Source organism: Mesorhizobium sp. WSM4813 (assembly GCF_055811555.1).
The window spans coordinates 110,206-125,410 of sequence record NZ_JBVVQU010000013.1 but is presented as its reverse complement, the minus strand read 5'-3'; the positions used below and the strand labels follow the sequence as shown (position 1 = coordinate 125,410).

Annotated in this window: 16 protein-coding genes and 1 tRNA gene; 9 read left to right on the top strand and 8 right to left on the bottom strand. The window is 62.7% G+C overall.

Features of this window, described 5'->3' with window-relative positions; all coding sequences use genetic code 11:
* Window positions 1–449: 449 nt before the first annotated feature.
* Window positions 450–526 (bottom strand) — tRNA-Arg (locus AC0L25_RS10175).
* A gap of 149 nt (window positions 527–675) precedes the next feature.
* On the opposite strand from AC0L25_RS10175, the gene AC0L25_RS10170 reads away from it, so the two are divergent.
* Complete coding sequence (locus tag AC0L25_RS10170; protein ID WP_473595356.1) at window positions 676–969, top strand: hypothetical protein; 294 nt, start codon at window positions 676–678, stop codon at window positions 967–969.
* 12 nt (window positions 970–981) lie between these two features.
* Here AC0L25_RS10170 and AC0L25_RS10165 read toward each other — a convergent pair whose 3' ends face one another.
* Window positions 982–2,145 (bottom strand): M20 aminoacylase family protein, encoded by a 1,164-nt coding sequence (locus tag AC0L25_RS10165; protein WP_473595355.1) that lies wholly within the window; start codon window positions 2,143–2,145, stop codon window positions 982–984.
* A 311-nt stretch (window positions 2,146–2,456) separates the two neighbouring features.
* Between AC0L25_RS10165 and AC0L25_RS10160 the strand changes: the two genes are divergently transcribed.
* Together AC0L25_RS10160 and AC0L25_RS10155 are read left to right on the top strand one after the other, a co-directional pair.
* The gene (locus AC0L25_RS10160; RefSeq protein ID WP_473595354.1) at window positions 2,457–3,641 is read left to right on the top strand and encodes a D-alanyl-D-alanine carboxypeptidase family protein; all 1,185 of its coding nucleotides are present in this window, start codon (window positions 2,457–2,459) and stop codon (window positions 3,639–3,641) included.
* Between the two features lie 4 nt (window positions 3,642–3,645).
* On the top strand, window positions 3,646–4,749 hold the full coding sequence (locus tag AC0L25_RS10155; protein WP_473595353.1) for a CobW family GTP-binding protein: 1,104 nt from the start codon (window positions 3,646–3,648) through the stop codon (window positions 4,747–4,749).
* A gap of 182 nt (window positions 4,750–4,931) precedes the next feature.
* On the opposite strand, the gene AC0L25_RS10150 is transcribed toward AC0L25_RS10155, so the two are convergent.
* The 5 genes from AC0L25_RS10150 to AC0L25_RS10130 form a co-directional block, all read right to left on the bottom strand.
* Window positions 4,932–5,168 carry a sulfurtransferase TusA family protein gene (locus AC0L25_RS10150; RefSeq protein ID WP_473595352.1) on the bottom strand — a complete coding sequence of 79 codons (237 nt, stop codon included), beginning with the start codon at window positions 5,166–5,168 and terminating at the stop codon, window positions 4,932–4,934.
* Between the two features lie 11 nt (window positions 5,169–5,179).
* Entirely contained in the window at window positions 5,180–6,472 is a 1,293-nt protein-coding gene (locus AC0L25_RS10145) for a L,D-transpeptidase family protein (protein ID WP_473595351.1), read from the bottom strand.
* Between the two features lie 200 nt (window positions 6,473–6,672).
* On the bottom strand, window positions 6,673–7,623 hold the full coding sequence (locus tag AC0L25_RS10140; RefSeq protein WP_029348641.1) for an acetyl-CoA carboxylase carboxyltransferase subunit alpha: 951 nt from the start codon (window positions 7,621–7,623) through the stop codon (window positions 6,673–6,675).
* A gap of 99 nt (window positions 7,624–7,722) precedes the next feature.
* Window positions 7,723–8,640 (bottom strand): site-specific tyrosine recombinase XerD, encoded by a 918-nt coding sequence (locus AC0L25_RS10135; protein ID WP_473595350.1) that lies wholly within the window; start codon window positions 8,638–8,640, stop codon window positions 7,723–7,725.
* Between the two features lie 44 nt (window positions 8,641–8,684).
* Window positions 8,685–8,837: a histidine kinase gene (locus tag AC0L25_RS10130; RefSeq protein ID WP_473595365.1), complete on the bottom strand. Its 153-nt coding sequence runs from the start codon at window positions 8,835–8,837 to the stop codon at window positions 8,685–8,687.
* A gap of 273 nt (window positions 8,838–9,110) precedes the next feature.
* Between AC0L25_RS10130 and AC0L25_RS10125 the strand changes: the two genes are divergently transcribed.
* The 4 genes from AC0L25_RS10125 to AC0L25_RS10110 all read left to right on the top strand — a co-directional run bounded on the left by AC0L25_RS10125 (window position 9,111) and on the right by AC0L25_RS10110 (window position 12,782).
* The gene (locus AC0L25_RS10125) at window positions 9,111–9,716 is read left to right on the top strand and encodes a shikimate kinase (RefSeq protein ID WP_473595349.1); all 606 of its coding nucleotides are present in this window, start codon (window positions 9,111–9,113) and stop codon (window positions 9,714–9,716) included.
* Window positions 9,713–10,894: a 3-dehydroquinate synthase gene (aroB, locus tag AC0L25_RS10120; RefSeq protein ID WP_473595348.1), complete on the top strand. Its 1,182-nt coding sequence runs from the start codon at window positions 9,713–9,715 to the stop codon at window positions 10,892–10,894. The genes AC0L25_RS10125 and aroB overlap by 4 nt, the downstream gene beginning before the upstream one ends.
* Window positions 10,891–11,784: an HlyC/CorC family transporter gene (locus AC0L25_RS10115; RefSeq protein WP_473595347.1), complete on the top strand. Its 894-nt coding sequence runs from the start codon at window positions 10,891–10,893 to the stop codon at window positions 11,782–11,784. Before aroB ends, AC0L25_RS10115 begins: the two co-directional genes overlap by 4 nt.
* Window positions 11,785–11,978: 194 nt before the next feature.
* Complete coding sequence (locus tag AC0L25_RS10110) at window positions 11,979–12,782, top strand: alpha/beta hydrolase (protein ID WP_473595346.1); 804 nt, start codon at window positions 11,979–11,981, stop codon at window positions 12,780–12,782.
* A 129-nt stretch (window positions 12,783–12,911) separates the two neighbouring features.
* Here AC0L25_RS10110 and AC0L25_RS10105 read toward each other — a convergent pair whose 3' ends face one another.
* On the bottom strand, window positions 12,912–13,214 hold the full coding sequence (locus tag AC0L25_RS10105; protein ID WP_077372975.1) for a BolA family protein: 303 nt from the start codon (window positions 13,212–13,214) through the stop codon (window positions 12,912–12,914).
* A gap of 193 nt (window positions 13,215–13,407) precedes the next feature.
* On the opposite strand from AC0L25_RS10105, the gene AC0L25_RS10100 reads away from it, so the two are divergent.
* Together AC0L25_RS10100 and cobS are read left to right on the top strand one after the other, a co-directional pair.
* Entirely contained in the window at window positions 13,408–14,037 is a 630-nt protein-coding gene (locus AC0L25_RS10100; protein ID WP_036262308.1) for a J domain-containing protein, read from the top strand.
* A gap of 122 nt (window positions 14,038–14,159) precedes the next feature.
* Window positions 14,160–15,146: a cobaltochelatase subunit CobS gene (gene cobS / locus AC0L25_RS10095; protein WP_292511879.1), complete on the top strand. Its 987-nt coding sequence runs from the start codon at window positions 14,160–14,162 to the stop codon at window positions 15,144–15,146.
* Window positions 15,147–15,205: the final 59 nt, after the last annotated feature.

Sequence of the window (15,205 nt, the reverse complement as noted above, 5' to 3'; positions counted from 1 at the left end):
GTCATGGCACTTCCCCTTCCACGGGAATCGGTGATCGCAACGTCACCAGCGTGCCATGGCCGCCCCTCGCCTCAGAGCAAGGGCTGTTCTCTCTCCAAAGCTTTTTGCAGAACCTTCAGGACATTATCCACTCGGCGGAGCTGGCATGCAATCTTGTCCGGTGCATTCCTGCACAGGGTTATCCGCCGGCGGGAGACAGTTTTGCCCCTCGCAATGAACTGGCGGCTGCTCTGTTGCTGCTTCGCTGTTCGGCGGAGCCGGCTGATCCTCAGCTCGAACGGGCGGCATTCCAAGGCCGATCATGGCCGTGCACAGGAGCGCAATCCGAAGCAACTTCATTTCCGCCTCCGCGGCTGACAGCGAAATGCAGACTCCACTTTCGACCTGCGGCCTACATCCTGTCACCCGCGAACGGCGTTAACAGCGCGTTTCGTTGCTGGTCAGAATCTTGGTGATCCCGACAGGAATCGAACCTGTGACCTACAGATTAGGAATCTGCCGCTCTATCCTACTGAGCTACGGGACCACGCGGCCCGACACATAACCGCTTCGGACCGTTTCGCCAAGAGGCAGGCTCGATGCAATCGGCCGGTTGCGAGTGGATCGCAAAGATGAGCTGGGGATCGCGGAACTTCGGACCACCGCCGCGCTTTAGTGTGCCGAAGGAGATGCCGCATGAGTGCTACGAAAGAGTTCTTTGAAACCTGGCTCCAGGAGAACGTCGGTAACATGCCCGCTGAAAGCGAGGTGAGCGTGGCGGTCCTGGCTCAGCAATTCGAACAAGATGCCGACGCGGCTGGCTATGGTCACGAGGTGCGCGAAGACGAGATCGGCGACATTGAAGAGGCTATTGCGGAAGCCCTGAGCAGGGCCAGGGCAGGCGAAGAGCCGCAGGCTACGGCCGAAGAGAGTGATCTGGCGCCCGTCATGGAGGCGCTGGAGATTGACGACCCGAAGAGCGGACCATAGCGGTCCGGCAAATCAGGCTGCCAGCGCCGCCTCCGCCAGCTTCACCCAATAGCTCATGCCGTGCGGGATGACCTCGTCGTTGAAGTCGTAGGCCGGATTGTGGAGACCGGCGGTGTCGCCATTGCCGATGAAGATGAAGGCGCCGGGCCGCGCCTCCAGCATATAGGAGAAATCCTCGCCGCCCATCACCGGCTGGATGGCGCGGTGCACATGGGCCTCGCCGGCGACTTCAGCCGCGACGTCGCTGGCAAAGGCCGTCTCCTCCGGATGGTTGAAGGTGACGGGATAATTGGCATTGTAATCGACCTCGATCGTTGCGCCGAAGGCCGCGCCCACGCCCTCGCAGATGGCGCGCACGCGCTGCTCAGCCTTCCTGGCGACCTCGCCCTTCAGCGTGCGCACGGTGCCGGCGATCTCGGCGCTCTCGGGAATGACGTTGTAGGCGTCGCCGGCGTGGAATTTCGTCACCGACACCACGACAGCCTCGACCGGATCGGTGCTGCGCGAGGCGATCGTCTGCAGAGCGCCGACGAGCTGGCTGGTGATGACGATCGGGTCGATCGTGCCGTGCGGCATCGCTGCATGCCCGCCCCGGCCCTTGACGGTGATGGTGAATTCGGCGGTCGCCGCCATGATCGGGCCCGGCTTGATGGCGAATTGCCCGACCGGCAGGCCCGGCATGTTGTGCATGCCGAATACCTTGGAGATGCCGAAGCGCTCCATCATGCCGTCCTTGACCATCTCGTTGCCGCCGCCGCCGCCTTCTTCGGCCGGCTGGAAGATCACTGCGACGGAGCCGGCGAAATTGCGCGTCTCGGCAAGATATTTGGCGGCACCCAGCAGCATCGCGGTGTGGCCGTCATGGCCGCAGGCGTGCATCTTGCCCGGAACGGTCGAGGCGTAGGTTTTTCCGGTGGTCTCATTGAGCGGCAGCGCGTCCATGTCGGCGCGCAGGCCGATGGTCGTACCATCGCCCAGGCGGCCGCGGATGATGCCGACGACACCGGTCTTGCCGAGCCCGGTCACCACGTCGTCGCAACCGAAGGCGTTCAGCTTGTCGGTGACGAAGGCGGCGGTCTTGAAGACGTCGAAATTCAGCTCTGGCGTCTGGTGCAGATGGCGGCGCCAGCCGGCGACCTCGTCTTGCATTTCGGCGGCGCGGTTCAGGATCGGCATGATGGTTCCATCTCGCTGTTGGAGCAGACGGGCTCTGCCTGCTGCTTTGCAAATTGTGCCTGCTGTTTTACAATTGTCATTCAGGCACTTTGCCATGTTGACGTCACATAGGCTAAATAGCACCGCAAGATTGCGATCCGGATAGGGGCCGGATCACCATGCTGGCGATCGCGTAACAAACCTTACGGAGCCAGAGGCGACTGCGGCAAGAGGCGATTTCGGATTCCACCATGCGGTACAGGCATTTCCTCAAACTAAAGCGCGTCGCGTTTGACCGGCCTCATGCGACGCGCTTTAGCGGTGTTGTTTTTATGCATGTCGTTATCGCAAAACCGCTGCGCACTTTTGCGCGACATGCATTGCTGGCGGGCGCCGTGGCGCTTCCGGTGCCGGCCGGACCGGCTCTCGCCAATCCGACGATCGTATTCGAACTGGGCAACGGCAAGATCCTCCAGCACCAGGAGGCTTTCAAGCGCTGGTATCCTGCCTCGCTGACCAAGCTGATGACCGCCTATGTGGCATTTCGTGCGATTGCCGCGGGCGAGGTCCAGCTCGATTCGCCGATCAAGATCACGAAACGTTCCGCCGGCGAACCGCCGAGCAAGATGGGCTTCAAGCCGGGCTCGGTCATGCGGCTCGACAACGCGCTGAAGATGATGCTGGTCAAGTCGGCCAACGACGTCGCCATGGCCGTCGGCGAGAACATCGGCGGTTCGCAGGCCGCTTTCGCCGAACGCATGAACACCGAGGCGCGCCGGCTCGGCATGACCGGAACGCATTTCGTCAACCCGAACGGGCTGTTTTCGCCGGACCAGTATACGACGGCGCGCGACCTCGGCTTGCTGGTGATGGCGATCCGCACGGAATTTCCGCAATATGCCCCATGGTTCTCGATCGAGGGCCTGGCCGTCGGCAAGAAGCAGATCCCGAACTACAATCTTCTGATCGGCCGCTATCCCGGCGCCGACGGCATGAAGACCGGTTTCGTCTGTCCCTCGGGCTTCAACATGATCGGCTCGGCAACACGCGACGGGCGCACGCTGGTGGCGGTGGTGCTTGGCGAGAAGTCGGCCGTCACCCGCGCCGAGACCGTCGCCAGGCTGCTCGACCACGGCTTTGCCACTCCGACACCGGGCTGGTTGACTGTGGCGGCTCTGCCTTCCTATGGCGACACCACATCGGTCAACGACCTGAATGACGAGATTTGCAGGAAGAAGCCAGCTAAGGAGCAGTCGGAAGCTGTCACTGTCGGCGATAAGAATGCGCCAAAATCTCCTTATCGGAAAAAGCTCGACCATGTGCCGACATTGGTCGCCGTCGGCCTTGGCGGCGCCACCGGGCCGAAGCCGAAGGCGATGCTCGATGCATCAGGCCGGGAATATGCCGACGTGCCACTGCCGAGCTGGCGGCCCGACCTGCCACCGCCGCCCGGCGCCGAGCCGACAGTGATCGGTTCCGCCACCGCGGCCCAGGAGCCCGCCAAGGCCGTGAACTAGCCTGATGAGTAGCGGCTTTCCCATCGCCGTCTCGGTGCTGACCGGTTTTCTCGGGGCCGGCAAGACGACGCTGCTCAACCGGCTGCTCAGGGATCCCGCGCTTGCCGACACCGCGGTCATCATCAACGAGTTCGGCGAGGTGGCGATCGACCATCTCCTGGTCGAACAGGCCTCCGACGGCATCATCCAGCTTTCCGACGGCTGTCTCTGCTGCACGGTGCGCGGCGAACTGGTCGACACGCTGGCCGATCTCGTCGACCGGCTGCAGACCGGCCGCATCGCCCGGCTTGCCCGTGTCGTCATCGAAACCACCGGCCTCGCCGATCCGGCGCCGGTGCTGCAGTCGATCATGGCGCATCCGGCGCTGGTCCATGCCTTCCGGCTCGATGGCGTCATCACGCTGGTCGACGCGGTCAACGGCAATGCGACGCTCGATGCCCATGTCGAGGCGGTGAAGCAGGTGGCCGTCGCCGACCGCACCGTGCTGACGAAAGCCGATCTGGCCACCGATCCGCGCGACGTCGAGGCGTTGCGGGACCGGCTGCGGCAGATCAATCCGAGTGCCGAACTGCTCGATGCCAGTGATAGAAGGACCGATGTAGCGGCGCTGTTCGATTGCGGCCTCTACAACCCAGCCACCAAGTCCGCCGACGTGCGGCGATGGCTGGGCGAGGAAGCCGCCCATGATCACCATGACGATCATGACTATGGCGATCATGAGCACGATCATCGGCACGATTCCCGCGTGCGCGCCTACTCGCTGGTTCATGACGGGCCGGTGCCGTTTTCGGCGATCGAGATGTTCCTCGACCTGTTGCGATCGGCGCATGGCGAGCGCCTGCTGCGCATGAAGGGCGTCATCGAATTGCTGGAAGACCCGTCGCGGCCGCTGGTCGTCCACGGCGTCCAGAAGATCCTGCATCCGCCGGCGCGGCTGCCGTCCTGGCCGGACGGTCAACGCGGCACAAGGCTGGTGCTGATCACGCTCGACATGCCGGAAGACTACGTTCGCCGGCTGTTTGCTGCCTTCACCAACCGGCCATCGATCGACACACCGGACCGCGCAGCGCTCGAAAGCAATCCGCTGGCCATCGCCGGGCGTCCGTGAAGCTGCCAATCTCCCCCTCGAGGGGGAGATGCCAAGTGGTGGCAAAGAGGGCAGGCCAGAGGGGGTCGGCGCGACCGGACGCGGCCTCCTGCGGCAGATCAAGGTTGGCGCTTTACGCGAGGCGACCCCCCTCTGTCGCCTTCGGCGACATTTCCCCCCTCGAGAGGGGAGGTTTATCCCGCTCAGCCGCCGCCGCGCTCGACCAGAAAGCGATGGCCGCCGGAAACGGCTGTCGATTCGACCAGGTAATGACCGTCCTCGGTACAGAAGGCGGGAATGTCGATGACGGCGAGCGGGTCGGTGGTTTCGAGCCAAAGCCGGCTGCCAGGCTGCATCGCCGCCAGCCGTTTCTTCGCCTTGAGCACCGGCAGGGGACAGTTCAGCCCCTTGAGATCGTAAGTGGCAACGCGCCCGGCCAAGGCTGGGAACCTCAGCCGCCGAACATGCCAAGCAGCTTCTTCTTCAACCTTGTCGCCGTGCTTTCGGCGTCCGCGGCCTGCGTTTCGACTGCCGGGGCGGCCTCCGATGGCGCTACGGTGGCGGTGACGACAGGCGTTTCTGCGGCGGCCTTAGCCGCTTCCTTCTCGGCCAGTGCCTGCGCCTTAGCCGCCTCTTTCTCGGCCTTGGCTGCTTCTATCGCGGCAAGCCTTTGCTCCTCGGCCTTCTGCTTGGCGGCTTTTTCGGCGTCGAGCGCGGCCATCTTGCGGCCCGCCGGCGAATCGATGCGGCCCATGCGCGCCGTCGCCGTCAACGAGCCGTCGGCGTTGAGCGAGGGCGGCTCGATCGGCACGCGTTCGCCACGGGCGCGCTTCTTCGACCACTCGGAGACGATGCTGGCTTCCTTGATCCCGGCGATGGTCGGCTTGGGCGCCGGCACGCTGGCCTTGACCGCGCCGTTAAAAGCCGATTCGTAGGTGCTCTGATAGGCATTGAAGGCGCTCTTCAGCGAATCCGGCTGCGTCGTCGCGGGGCAGGCGCCGGTCGGATCGAAGGTCGCGCCGTCAGCCGCGACCTGGTTGAAGACATAGCGCTTCTCGCAGACATCGACCTTCGGCGGCACCTTGGTGATCTCGAAATTGTCGTAGCCGACCTTCAGCATCTTCCAGAATTCGTAGTTCGGATCTTTGCGATAACGCGCCATGTTGGCGGCGGTCATGCGAAACGGAAAAGCCTGGATCTGGAACTCGGTCTGCCCGCCCAGGAAGGCATCGCGGCCGAAGGCGTAAATCTGCTCGATCTGTGCGTCGGTCATCGAATAGCAGCCCGACGACGAGCAGGCGCCATGGACCATCAGATGGGAACCGGTGCGGCCATTGGCGCGGTCGTAGGCGTTGGGATAGCCGATGTTGAACGCAAGGTGGTAGCTCGACCGCGGATTCATCTGCGCCGGACGGACCGTATAGAAGCCTTCCGGCGCCTGGCGGTCGCCTTCGGTGAATTTGGGACCCAGCTTGCCCGACCATTTGCAGATATCGTAGCTGGCGACCAGGTCGTAGCGGCCGTTGGTCTTGGCCTTCCAGATTTCGAGTTTGCCCTCTTCCTTGAAGATGCGGGCCATCACCGGTGAGGTGCGGGTCATGCCCTTGGCGTTCATGCTGGCTAGGATCTTGTCGGGCAGCGGCTTATTGGCGTGGGGGGCAAAATCCTTCATTGAAGAATCATTGCAGCCGGCGACGCCTATCGCGGCAATCAGAAGTCCGGTGCGGGCAAGCTTGGCAAACATGGATATGGCTATGTCTTTTCTTTCGAACCGCAGGCATCAGCGCCGTCAGGCCCAACCCTAAGCCCGTTAACCTTGAAAATTCCTTACCGCAAGCGCCGGACGCATCCCCTTACAGCAATTTGATTGAACCGAATGCCGCGGCATTTTTGTGGCGGAAGCGCTCAATCTTGCCACATTGCGGCGCGGACACCCATCTCGCGCTAAAGGTTTCGCCCCATAGCCAGGTATTTTTCGCGGCGCTGCTCGCGAAAATCGGTGTTGGCGCCGGAGAACTCCTTCATCGTCTTCGCGATGAGGTCGCCGGTGGCGGCAATCACCGTTTCCGGGCCACGATGGGCGCCGCCGAGCGGTTCGGGAATGATGGCGTCGATGATCTTCAGCTCCAGCAGATCCTGTGCGGTGATCTTCATATTGGTCGCCGCATCCTTCGAGCGGGTGGTGTCGCGCCACAGGATCGAGGCGGCGCCCTCCGGCGAGATCACCGAATAGATGGCGTGTTCGAGCATGTAGACGCGGTTGGCGGTGGCGATCGCGATGGCACCGCCTGAGCCGCCTTCGCCAATGACCACCGAGATCGACGGCACCTTCAGGCCGAGGCAGGCCGAGGTCGAGCGGGCAATGGCTTCCGCCTGGCCGCGCTCCTCGGCATTGACGCCGGGATAGGCGCCGGCCGTGTCGACCAGCGTCAGCAACGGGATATTGAAGCGGTCGGCGAGTTCCATCAGCCGGACCGCCTTGCGGTAGCCCTCCGGCCGCACCGAACCGAAATTATGCTTCAGCCGGCTGGCCGTGTCCGAACCCTTTTCCTGGCCGATGATCGCGACCGGCTCGCCGCGGAAGCGGGCGAAGCCGCCGACGATCGCCTGGTCCTCGCCAAAATTGCGGTCGCCAGCAAGCGGCGTGAAATCGTTGAACAGGCCCTTTATGTAGTCGACGCAATGCGGCCTGTCCGGATGGCGCGCCACCTGCACCTTCTGCCACGGGGTCAGCGCCCTATAAGTGTCGCGCAATGCGTCGCGCACGCGTTTCTCAAGACGGCTGATCTCATCGCCGACATCGACCGCCTCGCCATTCTCGGCGAGCTTCTTCAGCTCGACAATCTTGCCTTCGAGATCGGCAACCGGCTTTTCGAAATCGAGGTAATTGTACATTCTTGAGCGGACCGATAAGCCGGGAGGCAATGACTGGCGGAACCTGGGAAATAGAGGCGCCGGGCGGTGGAACGTCGTCCTCACATAGCGATATGACGCCTAGTCGGCAAGCGGATGATGATCGTTGACCAGCCGCACCAACCGCTCCTCCAGCACATGCGTGTAAATCTGCGTCGTTGAAATATCGGCATGGCCAAGCAACTGCTGCACGGCCCTGAGATCGGCGCCGTTCTGCAGGAGATGGCTGGCGAAAGCATGGCGCAGCACATGCGGCGATATTTTCGCCGAGGCGATGCCGGCGCGCGCGGCAAGGCCCTTCAGGTCGCGGGCGAAGACCTGCCTGGAGAGATAGCCGCTGTCGCTTGCTGCCGGAAAAAGGAACGGGCTATCTGCGAAAGCCTGCACCGTTGCCCGGGCAGCGAGCCAGGCCCGCATCGCCATGCGCGCCTTTGCCGACAGCGGCACCATGCGTTCCTTGTCACCCTTGCCGCGCACCATGAAGAAACGATCGTCGCGCAGCGCCACCGTTACCGGCAGGCCGACCAGTTCGGAAACGCGCAGGCCGGTGGCGTAGAGCACCTCGACCAGCGCGTGCAGGCGCAGCGCCGCCAGGCTGTCGCCATCTTTCAGCGAGCCGTCAGCTGCCTCTTGCGCCGCACGGTCGATCAGCCGGCCGGTGTCGGCCTCGCTCATCGTCTTCGGCAGCGGCCGGCTTTTCTTCGGACTGTCCAAGGTTCCGGTCGGGTCGTCGCCGCGCAGGCCTTCCGCATAGAGGAACTTGAAGAACTGGCGGATCGCCGACAGTTTGCGTGCCTGCGAGGTGGCAGCAAAGCCGCGCGCGGCGATCTCGTCGAGATAGGCGCGGATATTGGCGGCGGCGGCACCCGCGAGCCCGCCGTCGATCTCGACTGACGCGTCTTCGAGGTCGCGGCGATAGCTGGAAAGCGTGTTTTCGGCAGCGCCGCGCTCGGCGCTCATCATTTCCAGAAAGGCTTCGATGCGGGCCGCGCTGTTCATTATCTCTTGGGTCAGTTTTTCTTGATTTAGTTTTTCTTGATTCTTCAGTTTTTCTGGGGATTCAGCTTTTCGGGTGGAATGCGCACGCTCATTTCGGCCTTTCTCGGCTCGACGAACATCGCCAGAGCGAACATCGCGCCATAGACAATGCCGGTCAGAATCGTGAGCGTCACGACAAAGCGGAACAGTGTCGGCATCAATTTTCGCCCGTCTTCTTGTTCTGCGTTTCCAAACCCTGTGCCCTTATGAGACGCCAATCCGGCCAATTCAAGGGCCAAGCTCGGATGATGCGCGGCCGCGCCACGCTTGACGCAATCAGGCTTTTGATGTCGATACGCCGGCAAAGAGGGCCTAAGCAGGCATTCGTGGGCTGGCCCATGAATGCCTGCTTGGATTCTTGGCTTGTCGCAGGTTCTTGTCGCAAAACGTGGGACACTTTTGCGGAACCTGCTTAGAAACATCATGGTGTCATGAACGCACTACCAGCAAATCCTCCCGATGAGAGCCATGCCGCGCTGCTCGGCCGGCTGGGCAGCCGTTCCATCGTCTTTGTCGGCCTTATGGGCGCCGGCAAGACGGCGATCGGCCGCAAGGTGGCGGGGATGCTGGGACTGCCTTTCATCGACAGTGATCAGGAGATCGAAAGCGTGTCGCGCATGAGCGTCCCGGAACTGTTCGAACGCTATGGCGAGCCCGAGTTCCGGGCGCTGGAGCAGCGCGTCATCCTGCGCGTGCTGGAACACGGCCCGCAAGTGCTGTCGACGGGCGGCGGCGCCTTCATGAGCGCGCAGACGCGGGAGGCGATTGCCGGCCATGGCGTGTCGGTATGGCTGAAGGCCGAGATCGACCTCTTGATGGACCGCGTTTCCAAGAAGCAAAACCGGCCGCTCCTGAAAAGCGCCGATCCCCGCGCCGTGATCGAGCGGTTGATGGCCGAGCGCTATCCGGTCTACGCAGCCGCAGATGTCACTGTGCCGACCCGCGACGATCGCAAGGAGGTCATCGCGGCCGAGGTGGTGAACGCGCTTTGTGGGTATTTCGGTGTCGCCTCCGCGACAGGCGAGGTGCGCTCGTGAGCATCAATGCGACAGTCACCGTCGAAGTCGGGCTCGGCGATCGTGCCTATGACATATTGATCGGCTCCGGCCTGCTTTTGCGCGCTGGCAGCGAGATTTCGCGCCGCCTGCCCGGCACACGCGCCGCAGTGGTCACCGACGTCAATGTCGCCGCAGCACACCTCGATACGTTGAAGGCCGGCCTCGAAAAGGGCGGCATCCAGCCAGCCGTCATCACGCTGCCGGCTGGGGAAAAGACCAAGAGTTTCGCGCATCTCGAGGAGGTGGTGGACGGCGTGCTCGCAGCCAGGCTTGAGCGCGGCGATGTCGTCATCGCGCTCGGCGGCGGTGTCATCGGCGATCTGGCCGGATTTGCCGCCGGAATCGTGCGCCGCGGCATGAATTTCGTGCAGATCCCGACTTCGCTGCTGGCGCAGGTCGATTCCTCGGTCGGCGGCAAGACCGGCATCAACAGTGCGCGCGGCAAGAACCTCGTCGGCGTCTTCCATCAGCCGAAACTGGTGCTGGCCGACACCGAAGTGCTCGACACGCTGCCGATCCGGGAATTCAGGGCGGGTTACGCCGAACTCGCCAAATACGGGCTCATCGACCGCCCCGGCTTCTTCGCCTGGCTGGAGGAGAACTGGGGCCAAGTGTTCGCCGGCGGCCCGGAGCGGGCCGAGGCCATCGCCGAAGCCTGCCGCGCCAAGGCCGATGTCGTCGCCCGCGACGAGTTCGAGACCGGCGACCGCGCGCTGCTCAATCTCGGCCACACGTTCGGCCATGCGCTGGAGGCCGCCACCCATTATGACGGCGCCCGACTCGTCCACGGCGAGGGGGTCGCCATCGGCATGGCGCTGGCTTATCGCTTTTCGTCACGCCTCAATCTGGCAAGTCCCGACGACGCGGCGCGCGTCGAGGCGCATCTTCGCGCTGTTGGCCTGCCCTGGTGCATGGCCGACATTCCGGGTGAATTGCCTGATGCCGAGGCGCTGCTCGCCTTCATCACCCAGGACAAGAAGGTGTCGCGCGGCGCGCTGACCTTCATCCTCACGCGCGGCATCGGCCAGGCCTTCATCGCCAGGGATGTGCCGGCGTCGGAAGTGCTGTCATTTCTGAGGGATAACCATCCGGGTCAGCAAAGCCGCCCGGGTCAGCCGAAAGGCCGCCCGGGTCAGCCGAAGAGCCGACCGGGATGAACGAGGCCGGCTGGATCGTCGCTGCTGTCCTTGCCGGGCTCGGCTCGCTCGCTTTCGCCTTTCGGGCGCGCCTGCTCGCCGCCTTCGGCTATGAACTGCAGCGCATCGGGCCGAAGCATTCGAACCATGATGAAGCGCGCGGCGCCGTCGATGATTTTCGACGCGACGGCCAGGTGGTGCGCGAGGATCGCGCCCGCATCGGCCGCCTGTCCGATCTCGACGAACTCGAAGTGTCCGATGTCATGGTCCACCGCACCAACATGCGCTCGGTTAATGCCGACAATCCGCCGGAAGCGGTGGTGCGCGAGATCCTGCAGAGCCCGCATACCCGCATGCCCCTGTGGAAGGGCTCGCTCGACAACATCGTCGGCGTGCTGCATGCCAAGGACCTGCTGCGCGCGCTGAACGATGTCGGCAACGACTTTTCCAAGATCGACGTGATGAAGATCGCTTCAAAACCGTGGTTCGTGCCCGATACCACGACGCTGCAGGAACAGCTCAATGCGTTCCTGCGCCGCAAGGCGCATTTCGCCGTCGTCGTCGATGAGTATGGCGAGGTCGAAGGGCTGGTGACGCTGGAGGACATCATCGAGGAGATCGTCGGCGAGATCGCCGACGAGCATGATATCGATATGCAGGGCGTCAAGCAGGAGGCCGACGGCTCCGTCGTCGTCGACGGCACCGTGTCGATCCGCGACCTGAACCGGGCGCTCGAATGGGACCTGCCGGACGAAGAAGCCACCACAATTGCCGGTCTCGTCATCCACGAGACGCAATTGATCCCGGACGAGAAGCAGGCTTTCACCTTTCACGGCAAGCGCTTCGTCGTCATGAAGCGCGACAAGAACCGGATCGCAAGGCTGAGGATCAGACCGGCTGGCGACATTTAAAGCACCCGGCGACTGAAAGATTCACGCAACGCGCTTTAAACTCTTGTTTTTTTGCATCTCGTTGTCCCAAAACCGCTGCGCACTTTTGGGCGACATGCATTAGTTCTGGTAGGTTCTGTCGCGGCTAACCAATCCTTGACTGGACGCTCGGCCGCGCCGGCATGCACTTTCGACTGGGCTGTCTGGAGATGGCGGTGATCGATCGGCGAACCCTGCTTTTGATGTCGATGGCTTTGTTGCCGGCCAGCGCTTCGGCTGCATCCCGCCGGCTTTCGCCGTCTCCGCAAAGCTTCGATTACGGACCGGCCAGGCTCGACATCTACTTGCGCGATGGCGCGAGCGGCCTCCCTGTGGTCTTTTTCATCCATGGCGGTGCCTGGCGGGCCGGCAATCGCACCAACGTCGACGTCAAGCCGGGCTTCCTGCTCGACAATGGCTTCTGCTTCGTCTCGATCGACTACCGGATGCTGCCTAAGGCTGATGTCGCCACCCAAGCCGACGATGTCGAGCAGGCATATCGTTACGTGCGCGCCAACATCGCCAGATACGGCGGCGATCCGAACCGGATAGCGGTGATGGGCCATTCGGCCGGCAGCCATCTCTCCGCATTGACCGGGCTGCGCGGCGGTCTGCCCGGCGTCGCGGCGCTGGTTCTGAACGATACCAGGGCCTATGATCTGGAGGCGCTCGCGAGGAGCGGCGGCATGACACCGGCCTATGCCCGGGCCTTTCCCGACCCGGCGCAGTGGCGCGCGCTGTCGCCGGCCACCCATGTCGGGAGCCGCAAACATCCGCCGACCTTCATCACCTATTCGCGCGCAACTGGTCGTGCGGCGGCCTCACAGGCCTTCGCCGAGCGCCTGCGGGCGACCCGAACGGAGGTGACACTGTTCGATGGCAGCGCCTATTCGCACATGTCGATCAATCGCGATTTCGGCGACGAAGGCGACGCCTTGACCCGTGCAGTGATGATTTTCCTGAAGGCAGCGCGCGGATAGAGCGGTTCATCGTTTCACGGAAACGCCGAACCGCTCTATCTCTTTGTTTTTGCGCAGTTCCCTAGGGAAAGCGCTATGCGCTTTTCCCGGGGAAACCGTTTCACACTTTTCCTGGAATTGCTCTAATGCCTACCACCTGGTCTTTTCGTCCGGCGCGGCCGGCTCGATCGCCAGCGCGTGGACACCAGCCTTCAGCTCGTCGGCCAGCAATGCGTTGACCGCGCGATGGCGCTCGATTCGGCTCATGCCGGCAAAGGCTGAGGAGACGATGCGGACGCGGAAATGCGTCTCGCCGGTGCCGTCATAAGTGCCGTGATGGTCGGAATCCTGATGGTGATGGCCGGCATGCAGATGGCTTTCATTGATGATGACCAGCCGCTCCGGCGAGAACGCCTTCTTCAACTTGCCTTCCATCGTTGACTGTATGGACATTCGTACTTCCCTTCACCACATATGGCGGGCGCATGACCCCCGAAAATCGGCGCCCTTTGCGCGTCCGGAAGGACGCGCGGTGCCGTCGCCGCGACAAAATTCGCCGATCGTCCGCTTTATGCCGCGATTCAGCGGTTAGGGCGATCATTGCAAAAATGTCAATTCTTGTTTCGCACCAGCGAACAGCCCATAAATGGGTGAGATGAAACCGTACCCCAAATATTTCGAAAAAATTCGCATCCGCCCGGAGAAAGATGCGGAGCTGAAGTCACGCTCGCCGATCTGCCAATGGGACGGTTGCAAGGAGGCCGGCACCCATCGCGCGCCGGTCGGGCGCATGAAGGAGGGCGAATATTTCCAGTTCTGCTTCGATCATGTGCGCGAGTACAACAAGGGCTTCAATTATTTCTCCGGTGTCCCCGATACCGAGATCGCCCGCTTCCAGAAGGAAGCGATGACCGGCCACCGGCCAACCTGGAAGATGGGCGTCAACGGCGCCTCGACGCGCTCCTCGCCCGATTTCGCCCAGCAGCGTTCCGGCCGCGCCGGTTACTACAACCGCATGCGCGATCCGTTCGACCTGTTCAAAGGCCCGAAGGATCCGCGCGAAGCACGCGAGCGCAAGGCCAAGCCGCTTGAGGCCAAGGCGCTGGAAACGCTTGGCCTTGATACAAAGGCGACTGGCAAGGATATCAAGGCGCGTTATAAGGAACTGGTGAAACGCCATCATCCGGATGCGAATGGCGGCGACAGAGGTTCGGAAGACCGGTTCCGCGATGTGCTCCAGGCCTATCGCGTGCTCAAGCAGGCAGGATTGTGCTGAGCGACCATTCGGTTCGTGTCGTTTTCCAACTTTCATAAGGTTGGAAAAGGCTCTAAGACCGCCCCCGAACAAAATCGATTGCCGGCGAAACGCGGCGTTCGCCCGTGGAGACGTTGATAAAGATGAACAAGGTCGATCGCGACATCGCCAACCTGCCCGACACCACCGTGCCGGTGAAGGAGAAATTTGGCTTCGAGTCCAAGATGGTGGTGCCGGCCTATTCGGTGACGAGCGAGCATGTGCCCGACATCGATCCCGACTATCTGTTCGACAAGAACACGACGATGGCGATCCTCGCCGGCTTTGCCTACAACCGCCGCGTCATGGTGTCGGGCTATCACGGCACCGGCAAGTCGACGCATATCGAGCAGGTCGCCGCCCGCCTCAACTGGCCTATGGTGCGCGTCAATCTCGACAGTCATGTCAGCCGCATCGACCTCGTCGGCAAAGACGCCATCGTCGTCAAGGAAGGGCTGCAGATCACCGAATTCCGCGACGGCATCCTGCCCTGGGCCTACCAGCACAATGTCGCGCTGTGCTTCGACGAGTACGATGCCGGCCGTCCGGACGTGATGTTCGTCATCCAGCGCGTGCTGGAATCGTCCGGCCGGCTGACGCTGCTCGACCAGAGCCGGGTCATCCGCCCGCATCCGGCGTTCCGGCTGTTTTCGACCGCCAACACCGTCGGCCTCGGCGACACCACCGGCCTCTATCACGGCACCCAGCAGATCAACCAGGCGCAGATGGACCGCTGGTCGATTGTCACCACGCTGAACTATCTGCCGCACGACAATGAGGTGAACATCGTTCTGGCCAAGGCCAAGCACTATCGCGACGTCAAGGGCAAGGAGATCGTCAACAAGATGGTGCGCGTCGCCGACATGACGCGTTCGGCCTTCATCAACGGCGATCTGTCGACTGTCATGAGCCCGCGCACGGTCATCACCTGGGCCGAGAATGCCGAGATCTTCGGCGATATCGGCATGGCGTTCAGGCTGACCTTCCTCAACAAGTGCGACGAGCTGGAACGCTCGCTCGTGGCCGAGTTTTACCAGCGCGCCTTCGGCCAGGATCTGCCGGAGAGCGCGGCGAACGTGGTGCTGGGGTAAGCATGGCTCTGAAAAGTCGCAACGCTTTTCGGACAAGGTCGTGCGTCAAGGGATGATCG